Origin of the sequence: Pantoea sp. Cr_R13, from assembly GCF_029222565.1 — a bacterium.
GTDB classification, from domain to species: domain Bacteria; phylum Pseudomonadota; class Gammaproteobacteria; order Enterobacterales; family Enterobacteriaceae; genus Pantoea; species Pantoea eucalypti.
In genome coordinates, this window is record NZ_JARHXL010000003.1 from 201,888 (window position 1) to 218,769 (window position 16,882).

The following is a 16,882-nucleotide window of genomic DNA, read 5'->3' on the forward strand; positions in this document are numbered from 1 at the left end:
TCACATAAATCATACATTTCTTAAATATGTGATCCCGCCCATCTCAAGTTCCCCTTAAGCGAGCCGTTAACCCGGATAAGGCAATCGCGCCGTACCAGGGGCAGGGGCATGAAGATGTTCAAAACAACACAATCCCGCTTTACCGCAACAATGATCGCATTCTTTGTTGCGCTTTTACTCGTTACAGTCTGGGTGATTAATCAGTTCGTCGCGCCACAGCTCGTCGACAGCGAAAGCCGTCTGGTTCGCTATCAGGTTGATTCACTGGCCTCTGGCATCGTTGAACAGATGAACCGCGTGCAGGCTCAGCAGCGTGCAATTACCGAAGCGGCCTCCGTTATGGACAGCGCGACTATCGACACCCTGTTACCGACGCTGGTAAACCAGTATCAGGACAGCAATGTGTTTGGTGGCGGTATCTGGCCACTGCCAAACCGTCGTGATCCGGCCAAAGAGAAAGACAGCAGCTTCTTTGCCCGTAATGCCAGCAATGAACTGCAGGTCAACACCTACTGGAACTCCGACGCCGCCGACAAATACTGGGAGCAACCCTGGTACAAAGATGGCATGGCTGCTGCAAAAGGGCAGTGTGCCTGGGCTAAAGCTTATCAGGATGCCGCCAGTCCGCAGCCGCGTACTAACTGTGCTATGGCCATCTACAAAAATGGCACGGCCTGGGGTGTTGCCACTATCGACGTCACGCTGGGGTTCTTTAATCAGCTGGCGAAGCAGATGGGTGAAACCATTCATGGCAACGTGCTGATTGTTGAAGCCGACGGCAAAGTCGTGGGTAATGGCGCACTGGTCAATGCCGCACCGAAGCTGGAGAACCTGGCTGACGTGCAGATGCCGATGGCAGCACCGCTTAAAGCGCTGCTGAACGGTGTTGGCAGCCAGCCGCTGGAAACCACCTATGACAGCAGCGAAGGCGAGCAGACCCTGTTCGTTCAGGCGATTCCTGGCAGCCCGTGGTATCTCGCCAGTAGTCTGCCGACCAGCCTGCTGAAAGCGCAGTCGCATAACATGCTGACCCGCCTGGGCCTGGTGCAGATTCCTCTGGCGGTAATCCTGCTGCTGGTGTCGCTGGGCTTTGTCCGCGCCATGATGAAGCGTCTTAACGTGCTGAACAGCAACATCGAAGCACTGTCGAAAGGGGGCGCCGATCTGACGCAGCGTCTGCCAGCCAGCAACAGCCCTGAGTTCAATGCCGTCGCGCAGAGCTTTAACCAGTTCATCAGCTATCTGCAGGGGCTGCTCCAGCAGGTGGGCGATAGTGCGCTGGCGATCACCGCCGCATCGCGGGAAATTGCCAGTGGCAATGCCAATCTCTCCTCCCGTACTGAAGATCAGGCCAGCTCAATTGTAGAAACCGCCGCGTCAATGGAACAGCTGACCGGAACCGTCCGTCAGAACGCCGACAACGCGACGCATGCTAACCAGCTGGCAGGCGATGCCTCCCAGGTGGCCGCTCGTGGCACTGAAGTGGTCCGTCAGGTGGTCACCACCATGGGTGAGATTCATCACTCGTCCCGTAAAGTGGTCGATATCATCAGCGTAATCGACAGCATCGCATTCCAGACCAATATCCTGGCGCTGAACGCCGCAGTTGAGGCTGCACGTGCCGGTGAACAGGGTCGTGGATTTGCGGTCGTGGCATCGGAAGTGCGTAACCTGGCACAGCGTTCAGCTAACTCGGCACGAGAGATTAAAAAGTTAATCGAAGAGTCAGTGGCGAACATTGATACCGGCAGTGCGCTGGTGGAACAGGCGGGTCAGACCATGGATGAGCTTATGCAGGGCGTGAGCAGTGTGACCACCCTGATGAGCGAAATCATGTCAGCCAGCCGTGAGCAGAGCATGGGTATCGAACAGGTCAACGTGGCAATTACCCAGCTGGATGGCACCACACAGCAGAACGCCGTGCTGGTGGAGCAGGTTTCCGCTGCCGCGCAGGCGATGGAATCACAGAGTACCCAGCTTGAGCGGGTTGTTCAGAGCTTCCGACTGTAATTCTCCTCCAGGCCAGCCTTGCTGGCCTGATTTCCCCTCTGCTTCATCCGCTTATCTCTGACGGACCTGGGTAAAAAATCCGCGATGATCCGCCCAAACTGCGCATTCTGTGCCAGAATAGTTGGGAATAATCTCAAGGAAACGCCATGTCTGCTATTGAAGTTATCCTCGTTGACCACCTCGATCGTCCCACCGGCAAAATGGAAAAGCTGGAAGTGCATGAAAAAGGATTGCTGCACCGCGCGGTGACGGTCTACGTCTTCAATTCCCGGCAGGAGCTGCTATTGCAGCGGCGCGCCAGCGATAAGTATCACTGTGGTGGCTTGTGGAGTAATACCTGCTGTGGTCATCCTTATCCCCATGAATCGACCCGCGACGCCGCCGAGCGCCGTCTGCGTGAAGAGATGGGGATGGTAGTATCGCTGACGCCGGTATTTGAACTGAGCTACAACCTGAAGCTGAGCAATGGCCTGACAGAGCATGAATATGGTCATGTCTTTTTTGCGATCTGTGACAGCCTGCCGCAGCTTAATCCTCAGGAAGCGGATGCCTTTGATTATCGTCCAATGACGATGATCGAGCAGCAGATGCAGCAGCAGCCACAGCAGTTCACTCCGTGGTTTTTGCATACCTTCCCGCGTATCCCGGACTATCTGGAGCAGTTTCCTTTTCCGGCCGTCACGGCATAAAAAAACCGCACTAAAGTGCGGTCAGACGGTTTGAAAGTCAAAGCGATGGGCGCAAACGTCCATCGCAAAGCATCGCGGGCCATGGGTGGCGTTTTTTGCGTCTTTGCAGAGGACGTTTGTTCCCTGAGCCTGCGTGCGCTCCACGCCCGGAATGTTGTTTAACGCGGCAGATCAAAATCCTCCGCATCCACATCATAGCCCGACGGTTCCCAGCGGATCGCCAGCAGCGTAAGAAGACCGGCCAGCGGCGCCAGGAAGATCACCCAGAACACGCCAGTGCCCAGCGCCGCGACCAGCACCGGGAACAGAAACAGCGAAACGGTCGAACTCCCGCGCATCAGCGTCTGGTTAAAGCCCACTCCCACGCCGCGCAGTGAAGTGGGATAGCTTAGTGAGGCAAAGGTCATTGTGTGCGAGCCCGGCCCGAATCCCTGACCAAACAGGAACAACGCCAGCATTGCGATAGCCATTGCTGCCTCCTGACCGCCTTCCGGGCGACCAATCAGCGCCAGCCCAAGCAGCGCCACACACTGACAACCATATCCCGCCACTGACATCTTCCACGCACCCAGACGCGGCACCAGTCGCACCGCCAGAATCCCGCCAACAAAGGCAAATAGCAGATTCAGTGCCAGCGATACCAGAATGGTGGTGAGCATCGACTGAGCAAAGAAGCTGGAGATAATCACCGGCAGTCCAAACGCCACGGCGTTATAGGCAAACGACGAGGCGATAGAGGTAATGGTCGCCAGCAGCGTACGGCGGCGATAGACGCCCTGCAGCAGCGCACCATAGTTTCGCCAGCTTGCCTTACGCACCGGCGTGGCAGCGGTCAGTGCGGCGTCGGACGCGACCTGAGCGTTGATATTCCACGCACTGCGTAAAATCGCCGCGGCTCCTTTCAGGTCGCCCTGATTGGCTGCCCACACAGGCGATTCACTCATGTAACGGCTGCGGATAGCGATGATGACAATCGCCGGAACCGCGCCAAAACCGAGGATCAGCCGCCAGAGCCAGTCGGTGTGACTTTCGGGCAACACTGCATAGAGCAGCAGCACCAGCAGATAAGAGATGCTGATCGCCGCGTACCAGGTCGGACACCACATCGCCACGCTGGCCGCTTTATTTCCCTTGCCACGCAGCTTTGAAAACTCCGCCAGAAAGGCCATCGCCACCGGCAGATCGATCCCGACGCCCAGCCCCATCACGAAGCGCGCGCCAGCCAGCACATATTCATTGGGCGCAAATGCACAGGCGATAGCCGCCACCACGAAAAAGAACATATCGGCCATGAAGACCCGATAGCGGCCAATTTTATCAGTGAGATAGCCGCCAATCAGCGCGCCGATAATCGCCCCGAAGGTAATGGCCGAGGCAACCATGCCGGTGCCGGTCGGGGTGAGAGTAAACTCGCGTGTGATGTCTTTGATGCCAAAGGCCAGCGCACCCAGGTCGTAGGCGTCGAGAAACACGCCTCCCAGGGCAATCGCCACCACAATGCGGGCATTATTACGGGCGCTGTCGCCGCTGTTAACTAATCGGGAGACGTCAGCTGCGCTACGAATCCACTGTGTTTCGCCACCGGGCGAACTCCCTGCTGTTGCCACATGGGCGGAAGACGTCAGATCGGACATGATGTTATGTATCTTTTATTTTAAACAGATTACCGAGGATAGCCGTTTAGACGCCCAGACGTAAATTCATTTCAGTTATATAAAATAATCCTATAATCCCAAATCGTTATTAATTTTCGATAAAGTCAGCTGCATCACCGCTGTGCCAGGCTACGCTTTTAAAGCAGATAATTTATCGCTGCACGCCTTGCCAGCAACACTCTCAGCGGCAGGAGAGCAGCCTGCACCCTCAGGCGCATGACGCCTTGTAAGTCATCACGCACTCACGAAACACAAAAACAACACGCGAAAATGCGATAAGGAAAAGGCCATGGTCAGAATTCGGGGTTGGATGGGCGTCAGCGCGTTGCTGCTTAGCATGGGGATGGCACACGCGGCCGATCCTGTGCGGGTCGGCTCAAAAATTGATACCGAAGGATCGCTGCTGGGCAATGTGATTCTTCAGGTGCTGGAAAAGCATGGGGTAAAAACTGTCAATAAAATCCAGCTCGGTACGACCCAGGTCGTCCGCGGCGCCATTACGGCGGGCGAACTTGATATCTACCCGGAATACACCGGCAACGGCGCATTCTTTTTTAACGATGAAAAAGACAGTGCCTGGAAAAATGCCGACGCAGGCTACGAAAAAGTGAAGAAACTGGATGCGGAGAAAAACCATCTGGTGTGGCTGACACCGGCTCCGGCCAACAACACCTGGACCATCGCCGTGCGTAAGGACCTGGCGGAGAAGAACCAGCTCACCTCGCTGGCCGATCTCAGCGCTTTCCTGAAAAAAGGGGGCACCTTCAAACTGGCGGCCTCAGCCGAATTTATCGAACGCAGCGATGCCTTACCGGCCTTTGAAAAAGCCTATGGCTTCGACCTTAAGCAGGATCAGCTGTTGTCTCTGGCGGGTGGCGATACCGCTGTCACCATCAGCGCGGCAGCACAGCAGACGTCGGGCGTGAACGCGGCGATGGCCTATGGCACCGACGGTCCGGTGGCGGCACTGGGCCTGCAGACGCTCAGCGATCCTAAAGGCGTACAGCCGATCTATGCGCCGACGCCGGTGATCCGCGAATCGGTGCTGAAAGCCTACCCACAGATTGCCGACTGGCTGAAGCCGGTCTTCAGCGCGCTTGATGAGAAGACGCTGCAACAGCTCAATGCGAAAATCGCGGTCGACGGTCAGGATGCGAGCAGTGTAGCGACTGAGTGGCTGCAGCAGAAAAAGCTGCTGTAACCGATGCTGATAGCGCGGGACGCGATACGCCGCCCGGCTCAGCAGCCGGTAGCATTGTTGCTGCTGACGCTGTTGAGTCTGGCGCTGGTGACCTTGCCGTTTCTTAACTTCGCTCCTAACCGGCTGGTGGCGGGTGAACCGCTGATGAGCTGGCAGGTCAACAGCGCCGGGCTGTTACTGCTGCCGCTGATGATTCTGTGGCTGCTGCTGTGGCGTCTGCCTGGGCGTACTACGCTGATTCTGGCGCTGCTGGCGGCAGAGCTGCTGCTGGCCGCCATGCTCTGGCTCAGCGGTCATCAGGCGACACTACTCAGTCAGCAGGGCAGCCGTCTGGCACGAACCAGCTTTGCCAGTGGCTTATGGTGCAGTGGTGCACTCATTCTGCTGCTGATTACCGATCAGGTGCGTCAACTCACTTCCCATCGGCTGGCTCAGCTGCTGCTCAATCTGCAGGTCTGGCTGTTGCCGCTGTTGCTGCTGTTTAGCGGCCAGCTCAGCGATCTCTCCCTGCTGAAAGAGTATGCCAACCGTCACGCGGTGTTTGATGCGGCACTGAGCCGTCATCTCACTCTGCTGGCGGGTACGGTACTGCCAGCCTTAATGTTTGCACTGCCGCTGGGCGTCACGCTTTTCCGGCGGCCCGACTGGCAAGGCAGTGTGTTTGGCGTCCTTAATGTTATTCAGACAGTACCGTCAGTGGCGCTGTTTGGTCTGTTAATTGCGCCACTGGCCGGGCTGGCGCAGCATTTTCCGTGGCTCAGTGACTGGGGCATTAGCGGCATCGGCATGGCTCCAGCCTTGATCGCGCTGGTGCTTTACGCCCTGTTGCCGCTGGTGCGCAGCGTGGTGGTGGGCTTACAACAGGTGCCGCAGGAGGTGCGCGAAAGCGCGCGCGGCACGGGCATGAGTGGCTGGCAGCAGTTTGTCGCGGTGGATGTACCGCTGGCGCTACCGGTCTGGCTGGCGGGCCTGCGGGTCGTCGTGGTGCAGACGCTGGGCATGGCGGTGGTTGCGGCATTGATTGGCGCGGGCGGCTTTGGCGCGATTATTTTCCAGGGGCTGTTAAGCAGCGCGCTTGATTTGGTACTGCTTGGGGTGATCCCGGTGATTGCGCTGGCGGTCGTCATCGATGCGCTGTTCCGCCTGCTGATCTCACTGCTGGAGAGAGAAGATGATTGAGTTTGATAGCGTTTCCCGCGCGTTTAACGGCAAGGCGGCGGTGAAAGATCTGTCGCTGCAGGTGGCAAAAGGGGAGTTCTGTGTACTGCTCGGCACTTCCGGCTCCGGCAAATCGACCACCCTGAAGATGATTAACCGGCTGGTGGAGTATGACAGTGGTGAAATCCGCTTTGCCGGTGAGTCGATTCGCCAGCTCGATGCCCGCTCGCTCAGGCAACGCATGGGCTATGCCATTCAGTCGATAGGGCTGTTTCCACACTGGACGGTGCGAAAGAATATTGCCACGGTGCCGGTGCTGCTGGGCTGGTCCAGAGCAAAGATCAACGAACGCATCACGACGCTGCTGGCGCTGCTCAATCTCGACGAGCACCTGCTGAATCGTTATCCGCATCAGCTCTCAGGCGGCCAGCAGCAACGTGTCGGCGTGGCGCGTGCGCTGGCGGCTGATCCGGAGGTCCTGCTGATGGATGAGCCGTTTGGTGCGCTCGATCCGGTGACGCGCGGCGTGCTGCAACAGGAGATGCTGCGTATTCATCGCCTGTCGGGGCGAACCATCGTGCTGGTGACGCATGATATCGACGAAGCACTGACGCTGGCGGACCGCATCGTGCTAATGGATAACGGTGAGATTGTTCAGCAGGGCAGGCCGGTTGAGTTGCTGACCCAGCCGAAAAATGATTTTGTGCGCGACTTCTTTGGCCGCAGCGAAATGGGCGTACGGCTCTTGTCGCTGGAGCAGGTGGGTAATGCCGTGCGACGCGGTGAGTGGCTGGCGGGTGAACCGATTGCTGCAGGGCTGACGCTGCGCGACGCCCTGTCGCAGTTTATTGCCCGGGGCACTGACAGACTCCCGGTCATTGACGATCAGGAGCAGCCGCTGGGCGTGCTCTACTTTGGCGACCTTCTGCGACAGCGCGAGGCATTAACATGCGCAGGCTAAGGGATCCGCTGTTGTGGCTGGTACTGCTCTATGGCGCGCTGCTGACGCTAATGCCTTTGAGTGGGCCGCTGTTTCACCTCTGGTTTCCGGAACTGGCCCGGCCACTCTATCAACAGGAGAGTTTCTGGCAGTTGACGCTGGCGCATCTGTTTCTGGTGATCACCGCCAGCCTGCTGGCGATCGTCATCGGCATTGGCAGTGGCGTGCTGATAACCCGGCGGGCAGGGCGTGCGTTCCGGCCGCTGATAGAAACTATCGTGGCAGCGGGCCAGACTATTCCGCCGGTAGCCGTGCTGGCTATTGCGGTGCCGGTGATGGGTTTTGGTGCCTGGCCTGCCGTGGTGGCACTGCTGCTCTATGGTTTATTGCCGATTTTACAGGGAACGCTGGCGGGCATTGATAGCGTACCGTCCAGCAGCCGGGAGATCGCTATTGGCGTAGGCATGAGCAACTGGCAGCGGCTGTGGCAGATTGAGCTGGCGCTGGCTGCGCCGGTGATCATTGCCGGGATACGCACCTCGGTGATCATCAACATCGGCACCGCGGCCATCGCCTCAACGGTCGGGGCAAAGAGTCTCGGGTCGCCAGTGATTATCGGCCTAAGCGGCTTTAATACAGCCTACGTAATTCAGGGAGCACTACTGGTGGCGCTGCTGGCGATAGTGAGCGACCGCCTGTTTGAGCGCCTGCAACGTCGGCTTAGCGTGAGTGAACGATGAGAGAGTATCCCACCAGCATGAGACCGCTGGTGCCGCCAACCGCCATAATAAAAAACAGCGTGGCGAAAAAGGCTTTTTTGACATTCATGACGGAAACCTGAACTTGTTAACAGTGAGGCGGGGATAATAGCGCGCGCAAGGCAGCAGGCAAAGCGCCCGGCGTGCGTTTTTTGTTATCAGCCGGGTTCATGTAACCGCACGGCATAGCCCTGTTCCTGCCAGTGTGACAGCTGTTCCTGCTGGCGACGGGTTAATTTTTTACCGGTAAATACAAACATATTCATGCCAGGAAAAAGTTCAGGACGCGGGACATCAAGCGGTTCAGCCAGCACATCAATCCGCCAGCCATGCTGTGACAAACGCCAGCCTTCCAGCCAGATACGGGTACGATCGTCGGTACCCCAGCCAATGATCAGCGCATCTTTTCCCGATTTTTTGCGACTGCCGGTCAGACAGAAAGCGACATAGTCGATCAGCAAACCATCCAGCAGGCTGCACATGGTTCGGGCAGTATTCTGGTCCAGACTCAGTTTCTGGCGCACAGGCATGAAAACGTGATCAATCAGCGCATCAATCGGATGTTCGCGACCAATCGCGGCAATTTTGTTACGCAGTTTAGCGGGTCTGACATGACGTAATACGCTGATTAGCTCATCCTGCAGTGTGGTCCAGCCATCGTGTGCATCAACATCGCCACCTTCCAGCAATGCCTTTACTTTACCGACCGGCACGCCGCTTTCAATCCAGCGCATGATCTCTTCAATACGCTGCACATCCTCTTCATCAAACTGACGATGTCCGCCTTCGGTACGTTGCGGCTTCAGTAAGCCATAACGACGCTGCCAGGCGCGCAGGGTAACTGGGTTTATGCCACAGCGCTCGGCGACGTCACCGATACTGTATAAGGTCATAAATTCCTCTTTCGATTGGTCTGAGTGTAATTACCATAACGAAGCAAACTAAGTTGTACAATACATTTCTCAATGTACAACTTGACTGATACGCCCTTTTTCAGCTATATCTCATTAAAGAGAGCATTTCCCATAAGTGAGAAAGGTGATGTCTGAGCTGAATACTGAGCAACGACTGGCTGTGCGGCTGTCAGAGTTACGCCTGCAGCGCGGCTGGTCGCTGGATGAACTTGCGGTAGCCACGGGCATCAGTCGTGCGACATTATCGCGCATTGAGCGAAGCGAGACCAGCCCTACGGCTGCACTGCTTAACCGTCTGTGTGTCGCCTACGGATTAACGATGTCACGCCTGCTGAGTGAGGTGGAGGAGGAGTCCAGTTTGCTGGTCACCAGCCAGCAGCAGCCGGTGTGGCAGGATGAGGCCAGCGGATTTATTCGCCGCAATATATCCCCTCCTGCGCTTCATTTCAGATGCGAACTGGTTGAGGGCAGGTTACGGCCTGGTGCGCGTATCAATTACGATGCACCACCCATCCAGGGACTGGAGCAGCATATCTGGCTGCGCGAGGGCGGTCTCACCGTCACGATGGGATCCCAGGCGTGGACGTTGCAGCCAGGTGACTGTTTACGTTTTCATCTGACAGGAAAATCGGCCTTTGAAGCGCACCTGACCGACGGCGCGCGCTATTTACTGGTGGTGGCGAAACCATGATTGAGTACGCAACCCTCAGCGCCACCCAGGCGCAACAGAATCTGGCCGAACTGACCCATGTTTTACAGGGCTGTGTGGCAGATGGGGCCAGCGTCGGGTTTATTGATGCTGAAGACATTGAGGTGATGACGCGATTCTGGCAGCAGCGGATCATCAGCATCACAGGCGGCGACAGCGAGTTAATCGTGGCGCGTCAACAGGGTCGCATTGTGGCGACGGTGATGATCAATAGCAGCGGCATGCCAAACGGCCGCCACCGGGCGGAGATCAGCAAACTGCTGGTGCATCCGCAGGCACGCCGACAGGGCATCGCCCGTGAACTGATGCAGCGCGCCGAGCAGCGGGCGCGCGAGCGCGTCAAAACCCTGCTGGTACTGGATACGCGCAGCGGCGATGTCGCCAGCGATCTCTACCGCTCGCTGGGCTGGCAGGTAGCGGGGTCGATCCCGTTTTATGCGGAATCCACCAAAGGCGTGCTGGACGCCACCACCGTAATGTACAAAGTGCTGGCGTAAATCACCGCCGCCAGGCACGCACTGAAATTTAAGACAGCGCACGAAAAAATCGGCGTGAAAGCTGACGCCGCCGGGATACTGTGTAAAAATACAGGCCATATTTTCAGTGTGGTAACGCAAATCATGGCCCTGACAGCCGCAGTAAAAAGCCAGATAGCGCAATGGTATAAAGCGCTTCAGGAGCAGGTGCCTGATTTCATCCCGCGAGCGCCGCAGCGCCAGATGATTGCCGAAGTGGCAAAATGCCTGGCCGGTGACGATTCGCGCCATCTGGCGGTTGAAGCGCCAACCGGCGTGGGTAAAACCCTCTCTTATCTGATCCCAGGCATTGCGGCCAGCCGCGCCCAGGAAAAGCAGCTGGTCATCAGCACCGCCAACGTGGCGTTGCAGGATCAGATCTTCACCAAAGATCTGCCGCTGTTGAAGAAAATCATCCCCGACCTCACCTTTACCGCTGCTTTTGGCCGTGGGCGCTATGTCTGTCCGCGCAATCTGGCGGCGATGGCAGCCGACGCCGATCAGCAGGGTGATCTGCTGCTTTATCTGGACGATGATGCGGTCAGCAGCACCAAAGAGGAACAGACGCAGTGTGGCCGCTTACAAAAATCCCTGGATCGCTATCAGTGGGATGGCCTGCGCGATCACAGCGAAGAGAACGTCAGCGACAGCCTGTGGCAGCGCCTTTCTACCGATAAAGCAAGCTGCCTGGGCGCGCACTGCCACTGGTATCGTGAATGCCCGTTCTTTGTGGCGCGACGCGAAATCGAGCAGGTGGATGTGGTGGTGGCGAATCATGCGCTGGTGATGGCGGCGATGGAGAATGAGTCGGTGCTGCCACCGGCTAAAAACCTGATGCTGGTGCTGGATGAAGGGCACCATTTGCCCGACGTAGCCCGCGATGCGCTGGAGATGAGTGCCGACATTACGCCGGGCTGGAGCAGCCTGCAACTTGACCTGTTTATCAAGCTGGTTGACAGCATCATGACGCAGATGCGGCCAAAATCGCCGCCGCCGCTGGCTAACCCTGAGCGGCTGAAAGCACACTGTGATGAGCTGCGCGAACTGCTGACCGTGACCGCGCAGGCGCTGAATCCGCTGCTGCCACCGCATAACCAGCCGGGTGAATTTCGCTTTGTGCTGGGTGCGCTTCCGCAGGAGCTGCTGGATCTCTGTGCCCGGCTGTTCAAACTCAGCGACGCGCTGCGCGGTTTGAGCGAAGGCCTGATCAATGCCCTCAGTGAGCAGACTGGCAAGGTGGACGTGGTGCGTCTGCATCGCAATCTGCTGCAGCTCAATCGTCAGTTTGGCTGGTTTGAGTCGGTGAGCAAATTGTGGCGGCTGGCGGCGATGGAAAAAGCGTCTGGCGCACCGGTATCGAAATGGATCACCCGCGAGCTGCGCGAAGGTCAGGCGCATCTGCTGTTTCACTGCGCCGGCATTCGCGTCAGCGATCAGCTGGAAAAGCTGCTGTGGCGCAAAATCCCACATGTGGTGGTCACCTCTGCCACACTGCGATCGCTCAACAGTTTCAACCGCCTGCAGGAGATGTCGGGACTCAGCGAAAAAGCAGGCGATCGTTTTGTGGCGCTGGACTCGCCGTTTAACCATGTAGAGCAGGGCAGGCTGGTGATCCCGCAGATGCGCTTCGAGCCGCTGATGACGCACGAAGCGGAGCACATTGCGGAGATGGCCAGTTTCTTCCGTCAGCAGATGGCGGAGAAAAAGCACAAAGGCGTGCTGGTGCTGTTTGCCAGCAACCGGGCCATGCAGCAGTTTGTCGCCTGTCTGCCTGACCTGCGGCTCTCGATGCTGGTGCAGGGCGATCAGCCGCGCAGCCGGCTGGTCGATTTGCATCGCCAGCGCGTCACCAAAGGGGAAACCAGTATTCTGATTGGCCTGCAGTCCTTTGCCGAAGGGCTTGATCTGAAGGGCGATCTGCTGAGTCAGGTGCATATTCACAAAATCGCTTTTCCCCCGGTGGACAGTCCGGTAATTTTGACCGAAGGCGAGTGGCTTAAAAGCCTGAAGCGTTATCCGTTTGAGGTGCAGAGCTTACCCAGCGCCTCGTTCACCCTGATTCAACAGGTCGGGCGTCTGATTCGCAGCCATCAATGTTATGGCGAAATCGTTATTTACGACCGTCGTCTGCTGAGCAAATCCTACGGCAGTCGGTTATTAGCCGCGTTGCCGATCTTCCCGATTGCGCAGCCGGAAACGCCAGAGCCGGAAGCGATATCGGTCACCGTGGTGCCAAAAAATACGGTGCGAAAACGACGTCCCACGCGGCGCTAAGCCGCGCACTTAACCGGAAGCGAGTGATGGAACTGAATAAAATCATTAAAGAGATTGGTCGCGGTAAAAATCATGCCCGTGACATCGATTTTGATACCGCGGTGGCGCTTTATGGCGCAATGCTGGCGGGTGAGGTGCCGGACCTGGAGTTGGGCGGCATCCTGATTGCGCTGCGTATAAAGGGCGAAGGCGAAGAAGAGATGCGCGGCTTTTATCAGGCGATGCAGGCGCAGATGATGCAGCTGCGAGCGCCAGAAAACCGGCCGATGCCGATCGTCATCCCCAGCTACAACGGCGCACGCCGCCAGGGCAATCTGACGCCGTTGCTGGCACTACTGCTGGTGAAACTCGGCTTCCCGGTGGTGGTGCATGGTGTCAGCGACGACGCGACGCGTATCACCAGTGAGGCGGTGTTTGCCGTGCTGGGTGTAACACCTGTCACCACCGCAGAAGCGGCGCAGGCGAAACTCGACCAGGGCGAACTCGTTTTTATTACTATCGATCACCTCTGCCCGCCGATGGCGAAACAGCTGTCATTGCGCTGGCGGATGGGCGTCCGTAACAGCGCACATACGCTGGCAAAACTGGCAACCCCGTTTGCAGAGCGTGCGGCGCTGCGGCTGTCGAGCGTGTCGCATCCGGAGTATGTGCCGCGCGTGGCAAAATTCTTCAGTGACATTGATGCGCCAGCGATACTGCTCAATGGCACTGAAGGGGAAGTCTATGCAAATCCGCAGCGCTGCCCGGCAATCAGTATGATTCAGGGCGCAGGCGTGGAAGCTGAAGTGTGGGTCGAGCGTCAGCCTGAAGTGGCGGTTGAACTGCCGGCGGACAAGACGGCAGAGGTGACGGCGCGCTGGATTGAGGAGGTGCTGAATCAGCAGCGCCCGGTGCCTGCGTCACTGCGACTGCAGCTCGCCTGCTGCCTGCGCGCCAGCGGCCAGTGCGACTCGCTGGCGGCGGCCGGGCAGCAGATTGCCGCCGCCGGATACTGAGTCAGGCGGCTGGCAGCGCCTGTTCAACCAGGTTCTGCCAGAAACGGATGCCAATCGGCAGCAGCGCGTCGTTGAAATCATAGCGAGCGTTATGTAGCGGCGCGGAGGGCGTCTCACCATCCGCGCCCAGCCAGAAGTAAGCGCCGGGACAGGCTTCCATCATGCAGGCAAAATCTTCTGACGCCATCGACGGATTGACCTGCCAGTGAACCTGTTCTGCGCCCAGCGTTGCCAGCGCCACGTCGCGCACCTGCTCAGCCGGGGCCGCATGGTTAGCCGTGACCGGATAGCCCGGCAGCCAGTTAATCTCGCCGCTGACGCCAAACGGACGTGGCAGGGTCGCCACAAACTCATCAATCAGTCCGCGTACTTTTTCGCGCACGCTGGTCTGCAGGCAGCGCACTGTGCCGCGCAGCACAATCTGTTCCGGAATCACGTTGATCGCTTCACCCCCGTGGATCTGCGTCACACTGACCACCGCAGAGGCGAGGGGCGAGAGCCGACGCGAGGGAATTGTCTGCAGCGCCAGAATCAGCTCGGCCGCTACCACCATCGGATCGGCGCCACTTTCTGGCATCGCCGCATGGCAGCTTTTACCGTGCAGGGTAATTTCGAATGAATCCAGCGATGCCATCATTGCGCCAGGATTAACAGCCAGTGACCCCAGCGGCAGCCCCGGCCAGTTGTGCATCGCATAGATCGCATCCATCGGAAAGCGCTGGAACAATCCCTCTTCCACCATTTTGCGCGCCCCGCCCAGATTCTCTTCGGCAGGCTGAAAGATGAAATGCACCGTGCCGCTAAACTGACGCGTGGCAGCCAGCTGTCGGGCGGCGGCCAGCAGAATGGCGCTGTGACCATCGTGGCCGCAGGCGTGCATGACGCCAGGCGTCGAAGATCGCCACTCAGCGTCGCCTTTCTCTGTAATCGGCAATGCATCCATATCCGCACGCAGCCCGATAACCGGACCGGGACCGTTTTCCAGCGTACCGATGACTCCTGTTCCCGCCAGACCACGAAACACCTGCAGCCCCGCCCGCGCTAATTCTTCAACGATAAACTGGCTGGTTTGCTGTTCCTGGTAACCTAATTCGGGGTGGCGATGAAACTCACGGCGCCAGTGCTGGGCGTCTTCAAGCAGGGCAGGGGAAAGGGTCATGCAGCATCGCGCTCCATACAGAATGAGAAGATTTCACTTTAGTGATTGGGTGGCGCGGCGTCTATCGCTGTCGGGACTAAATATGGCTATAGGCTAAATCAAAATGGAATAAGTAATAAGGAAGTGATTTCAGCGAGGGGTTTCACAATGGAAAAGTCAGAAAAACGGGGCAGGCCGCAGCGTGCCCCGTGTAGTGAACGATATCAGACTATTTTTGCATTGGCAGATTCAGGCCGTGCTCTGCAGCACAGCTCTGCGCCAGCTCATAACCTGCATCCGCGTGACGCATGACACCGGTGGCCGGGTCATTCCATAACACACGACCCAGACGCGCATCGGCCTCTTTGCTGCCATCGGCAACAATCACTACGCCAGAGTGCTGCGAGAAGCCCATGCCAACACCGCCGCCATGATGCAGGCTGACCCAGGTCGCGCCGCCCGCGGTATTCAGCAGCGCGTTAAGCAGCGGCCAGTCAGAGACCGCATCCGAGCCATCTTTCATCGCTTCGGTCTCGCGGTTTGGTGAGGCAACTGAACCGCAGTCGAGATGGTCGCGGCCAATGACCACCGGCGCTTTCAGCTCGCCGTTGCGCACCATTTCATTGAACGCCAGACCGGCAAGGTGTCGCTCACCCAGTCCCAGCCAGCAGATACGTGCCGGCAGGCCCTGGAAAGCGATGCGCTCCTGCGCCATATCAAGCCAGCGATGCAGCGTTTTGTGGTGCGGGAACAGCGCTTTAAGTTTGGCATCGGTCTTGTAGATATCCTCCGGGTCGCCTGACAACGCCACCCAGCGGAACGGGCCTTTGCCTTCACAGAACAGCGGACGGATATAGGCCGGTACAAAGCCAGGGAAGTCGAAGGCGTTGCTGACACCCTCATCCAGCGCTACCTGACGGATGTTGTTGCCGTAATCCACGGTCGGAATGCCCATATGACAGAAGTCGAGCATCGCCTGGACGTGAACTGCCATAGAGGCACGCGCGGCTTTCTCAACCGCTTTCGGCTGTGAAACGCGCTCCTGTTGCCAGCGCGCCAGATCCCAGCCAATCGGCAGATAACCATTTATTGGGTCATGTGCCGACGTCTGGTCGGTCACGATGTCCGGCTTCGGCCCGCCCGCCCGGGCGCGTTTCACCAGCTCTGGCAGGATTTCAGCGGCATTGCCCAGCAGCCCGACTGAAATCGCTTTTTTCGCAGCAGTGGCTTCGCTGATGATGGCCAGCGCTTCGTCCAGCGTGGTGGCTTTGTAGTCTACGTAGCGGGTACGCAGACGGAAATCGATGCGTGACTCCTGGCACTCAATCGCCAGTACGCAGGCACCGGCCAGCACACCCGCCAGCGGTTGCGCGCCGCCCATGCCGCCCAGCCCGGCGGTGAGAATCCAGCGTCCGCTGAGGTCGTTGTTATAGTGCTGACGTCCCGCTTCCACAAAGGTTTCATAGGTGCCCTGCACGATGCCCTGTGCACCGATATAGATCCACGAACCGGCGGTCATCTGCCCGTACATCATCAGGCCCGCTTTATCCAGCTCATGGAAGTGATCCCAGGTCGCCCAGTGTGGCACCAGGTTGGAGTTTGCCAGCAGGACGCGCGGCGCATCCGCGTGGGTGCGGAAGATGCCTACCGGTTTGCCGCTCTGGATCAGCAGCGTCTCATCCGGTTGCAGCGCCCGCAGCGAACGCAGGATCTGCTCAAAGCATGCCCAGTTTCGCGCTGCTTTACCGATGCCGCCGTAAACCACCAGATCTTCCGGCCGCTCGGCCACATCGGGATCGAGGTTGTTCTGAATCATGCGGTAAGCCGCTTCAATCAGCCAGTTAGCGCAGTGCAGTGTGGTGCCATGTGGCGCACGAATTTCACGTGCCACAGCCTGAGAAAGAGTTTCGCTCATAAGAGATTCCT

15 protein-coding genes are annotated in these 16,882 nt (G+C 58.1%); 10 read left to right on the forward strand and 5 right to left on the reverse strand.

The genetic code is table 11. The annotated features are described in order from the left end of the window. Positions 1–114: 114 nt before the first annotated feature. Both P2R09_RS02065 and idi read left to right on the forward strand, forming a co-directional pair. Positions 115–2,010, forward strand: coding sequence for a methyl-accepting chemotaxis protein (locus tag P2R09_RS02065; RefSeq protein WP_275767261.1), 1,896 nt, complete (start codon positions 115–117; stop codon positions 2,008–2,010). Positions 2,011–2,156: 146 nt separating this feature from the next. Further along, a complete protein-coding gene (idi, locus tag P2R09_RS02070; RefSeq protein WP_275766669.1) occupies positions 2,157–2,699 on the forward strand; it encodes an isopentenyl-diphosphate Delta-isomerase in 543 nt (180 codons plus the stop codon). Positions 2,700–2,857: 158 nt separating this feature from the next. Here the strand turns inward: idi and P2R09_RS02075 are convergent, their stop codons facing one another. Beyond that, positions 2,858–4,333, reverse strand: a complete 1,476-nt coding sequence (locus tag P2R09_RS02075; protein WP_275766671.1) for an MFS transporter — start codon at positions 4,331–4,333, stop codon at positions 2,858–2,860. Between the two features lie 310 nt (positions 4,334–4,643). Here P2R09_RS02075 and P2R09_RS02080 point away from each other — a divergent pair, with 310 nt between their 5' ends. Genes P2R09_RS02080 through P2R09_RS02095 form a run of 4 tightly spaced genes read left to right on the forward strand, consistent with a single transcriptional unit; the run spans position 4,644 to position 8,393 of the window. Continuing rightward, positions 4,644–5,555: an ABC transporter substrate-binding protein gene (locus P2R09_RS02080; RefSeq protein WP_275766673.1), complete on the forward strand. Its 912-nt coding sequence runs from the start codon at positions 4,644–4,646 to the stop codon at positions 5,553–5,555. Positions 5,556–5,558: 3 nt separating this feature from the next. Beyond that, on the forward strand, positions 5,559–6,734 hold the full coding sequence (locus tag P2R09_RS02085) for an ABC transporter permease (protein WP_275766675.1): 1,176 nt from the start codon (positions 5,559–5,561) through the stop codon (positions 6,732–6,734). Beyond that, a complete protein-coding gene (locus P2R09_RS02090) occupies positions 6,727–7,674 on the forward strand; it encodes an ABC transporter ATP-binding protein (RefSeq protein WP_275766677.1) in 948 nt (315 codons plus the stop codon). Before P2R09_RS02085 ends, P2R09_RS02090 begins: the two co-directional genes overlap by 8 nt. Beyond that, positions 7,662–8,393 carry an ABC transporter permease gene (locus P2R09_RS02095; RefSeq protein ID WP_275766679.1) on the forward strand — a complete coding sequence of 244 codons (732 nt, stop codon included), beginning with the start codon at positions 7,662–7,664 and terminating at the stop codon, positions 8,391–8,393. Before P2R09_RS02090 ends, P2R09_RS02095 begins: the two co-directional genes overlap by 13 nt. Here P2R09_RS02095 and P2R09_RS02100 read toward each other — a convergent pair. Next, a complete protein-coding gene (locus P2R09_RS02100; protein ID WP_008925078.1) occupies positions 8,374–8,481 on the reverse strand; it encodes a hypothetical protein in 108 nt (35 codons plus the stop codon). The two genes, P2R09_RS02095 and P2R09_RS02100, sit on opposite strands and share 20 nt — an antisense overlap. An 88-nt stretch (positions 8,482–8,569) precedes the next feature. Then, entirely contained in the window at positions 8,570–9,304 is a 735-nt protein-coding gene (locus P2R09_RS02105) for a MerR family transcriptional regulator (RefSeq protein WP_003851779.1), read from the reverse strand. A gap of 148 nt (positions 9,305–9,452) precedes the next feature. Between P2R09_RS02105 and P2R09_RS02110 the strand changes: the two genes are divergently transcribed. The 4 genes from P2R09_RS02110 to ybiB all read left to right on the forward strand — a co-directional run bounded on the left by P2R09_RS02110 (position 9,453) and on the right by ybiB (position 13,818). Beyond that, the gene (locus P2R09_RS02110; protein WP_275766685.1) at positions 9,453–10,016 is read left to right on the forward strand and encodes an XRE family transcriptional regulator; all 564 of its coding nucleotides are present in this window, start codon (positions 9,453–9,455) and stop codon (positions 10,014–10,016) included. Then, positions 10,013–10,531 (forward strand): GNAT family N-acetyltransferase, encoded by a 519-nt coding sequence (locus P2R09_RS02115; RefSeq protein ID WP_275766687.1) that lies wholly within the window; start codon positions 10,013–10,015, stop codon positions 10,529–10,531. Before P2R09_RS02110 ends, P2R09_RS02115 begins: the two co-directional genes overlap by 4 nt. Before the next feature lie 123 nt (positions 10,532–10,654). Continuing rightward, a complete protein-coding gene (gene dinG, locus P2R09_RS02120; protein WP_275766689.1) occupies positions 10,655–12,823 on the forward strand; it encodes an ATP-dependent DNA helicase DinG in 2,169 nt (722 codons plus the stop codon). Positions 12,824–12,849: 26 nt separating this feature from the next. After that, the gene (gene ybiB, locus P2R09_RS02125) at positions 12,850–13,818 is read left to right on the forward strand and encodes a DNA-binding protein YbiB (protein ID WP_275766691.1); all 969 of its coding nucleotides are present in this window, start codon (positions 12,850–12,852) and stop codon (positions 13,816–13,818) included. 1 nt (position 13,819) lies between these two features. Here ybiB and P2R09_RS02130 read toward each other — a convergent pair whose 3' ends face one another. Together P2R09_RS02130 and hutU are read right to left on the reverse strand one after the other, a co-directional pair. After that, positions 13,820–14,977, reverse strand: coding sequence for a M20 aminoacylase family protein (locus P2R09_RS02130; RefSeq protein ID WP_275766694.1), 1,158 nt, complete (start codon positions 14,975–14,977; stop codon positions 13,820–13,822). A gap of 208 nt (positions 14,978–15,185) precedes the next feature. Beyond that, a complete protein-coding gene (gene hutU, locus P2R09_RS02135) occupies positions 15,186–16,871 on the reverse strand; it encodes a urocanate hydratase (protein WP_275766696.1) in 1,686 nt (561 codons plus the stop codon). Positions 16,872–16,882 lie beyond the last annotated feature (11 nt).

Coding starts and splice junctions, on each gene's coding strand:
- hutU (WP_275766696.1), bottom strand. CDS start 16,871: ATGAGCGAAACTCTTTCTCAGGCTGTGGCACGTGAAATTCGTGCGCCA.
- P2R09_RS02075 (WP_275766671.1), bottom strand. CDS start 4,333: ATGTCCGATCTGACGTCTTCCGCCCATGTGGCAACAGCAGGGAGTTCG.
- ybiB (WP_275766691.1), top strand. CDS start 12,850: ATGGAACTGAATAAAATCATTAAAGAGATTGGTCGCGGTAAAAATCAT.
- P2R09_RS02065 (WP_275767261.1), top strand. CDS start 115: ATGTTCAAAACAACACAATCCCGCTTTACCGCAACAATGATCGCATTC.
- P2R09_RS02095 (WP_275766679.1), top strand. CDS start 7,662: ATGCGCAGGCTAAGGGATCCGCTGTTGTGGCTGGTACTGCTCTATGGC.
- P2R09_RS02090 (WP_275766677.1), top strand. CDS start 6,727: ATGATTGAGTTTGATAGCGTTTCCCGCGCGTTTAACGGCAAGGCGGCG.
- P2R09_RS02115 (WP_275766687.1), top strand. CDS start 10,013: ATGATTGAGTACGCAACCCTCAGCGCCACCCAGGCGCAACAGAATCTG.
- dinG (WP_275766689.1), top strand. CDS start 10,655: ATGGCCCTGACAGCCGCAGTAAAAAGCCAGATAGCGCAATGGTATAAA.
- P2R09_RS02080 (WP_275766673.1), top strand. CDS start 4,644: ATGGTCAGAATTCGGGGTTGGATGGGCGTCAGCGCGTTGCTGCTTAGC.
- P2R09_RS02130 (WP_275766694.1), bottom strand. CDS start 14,977: ATGACCCTTTCCCCTGCCCTGCTTGAAGACGCCCAGCACTGGCGCCGT.
- idi (WP_275766669.1), top strand. CDS start 2,157: ATGTCTGCTATTGAAGTTATCCTCGTTGACCACCTCGATCGTCCCACC.
- P2R09_RS02105 (WP_003851779.1), bottom strand. CDS start 9,304: ATGACCTTATACAGTATCGGTGACGTCGCCGAGCGCTGTGGCATAAAC.
- P2R09_RS02100 (WP_008925078.1), bottom strand. CDS start 8,481: ATGAATGTCAAAAAAGCCTTTTTCGCCACGCTGTTTTTTATTATGGCG.
- P2R09_RS02110 (WP_275766685.1), top strand. CDS start 9,453: ATGTCTGAGCTGAATACTGAGCAACGACTGGCTGTGCGGCTGTCAGAG.
- P2R09_RS02085 (WP_275766675.1), top strand. CDS start 5,559: ATGCTGATAGCGCGGGACGCGATACGCCGCCCGGCTCAGCAGCCGGTA.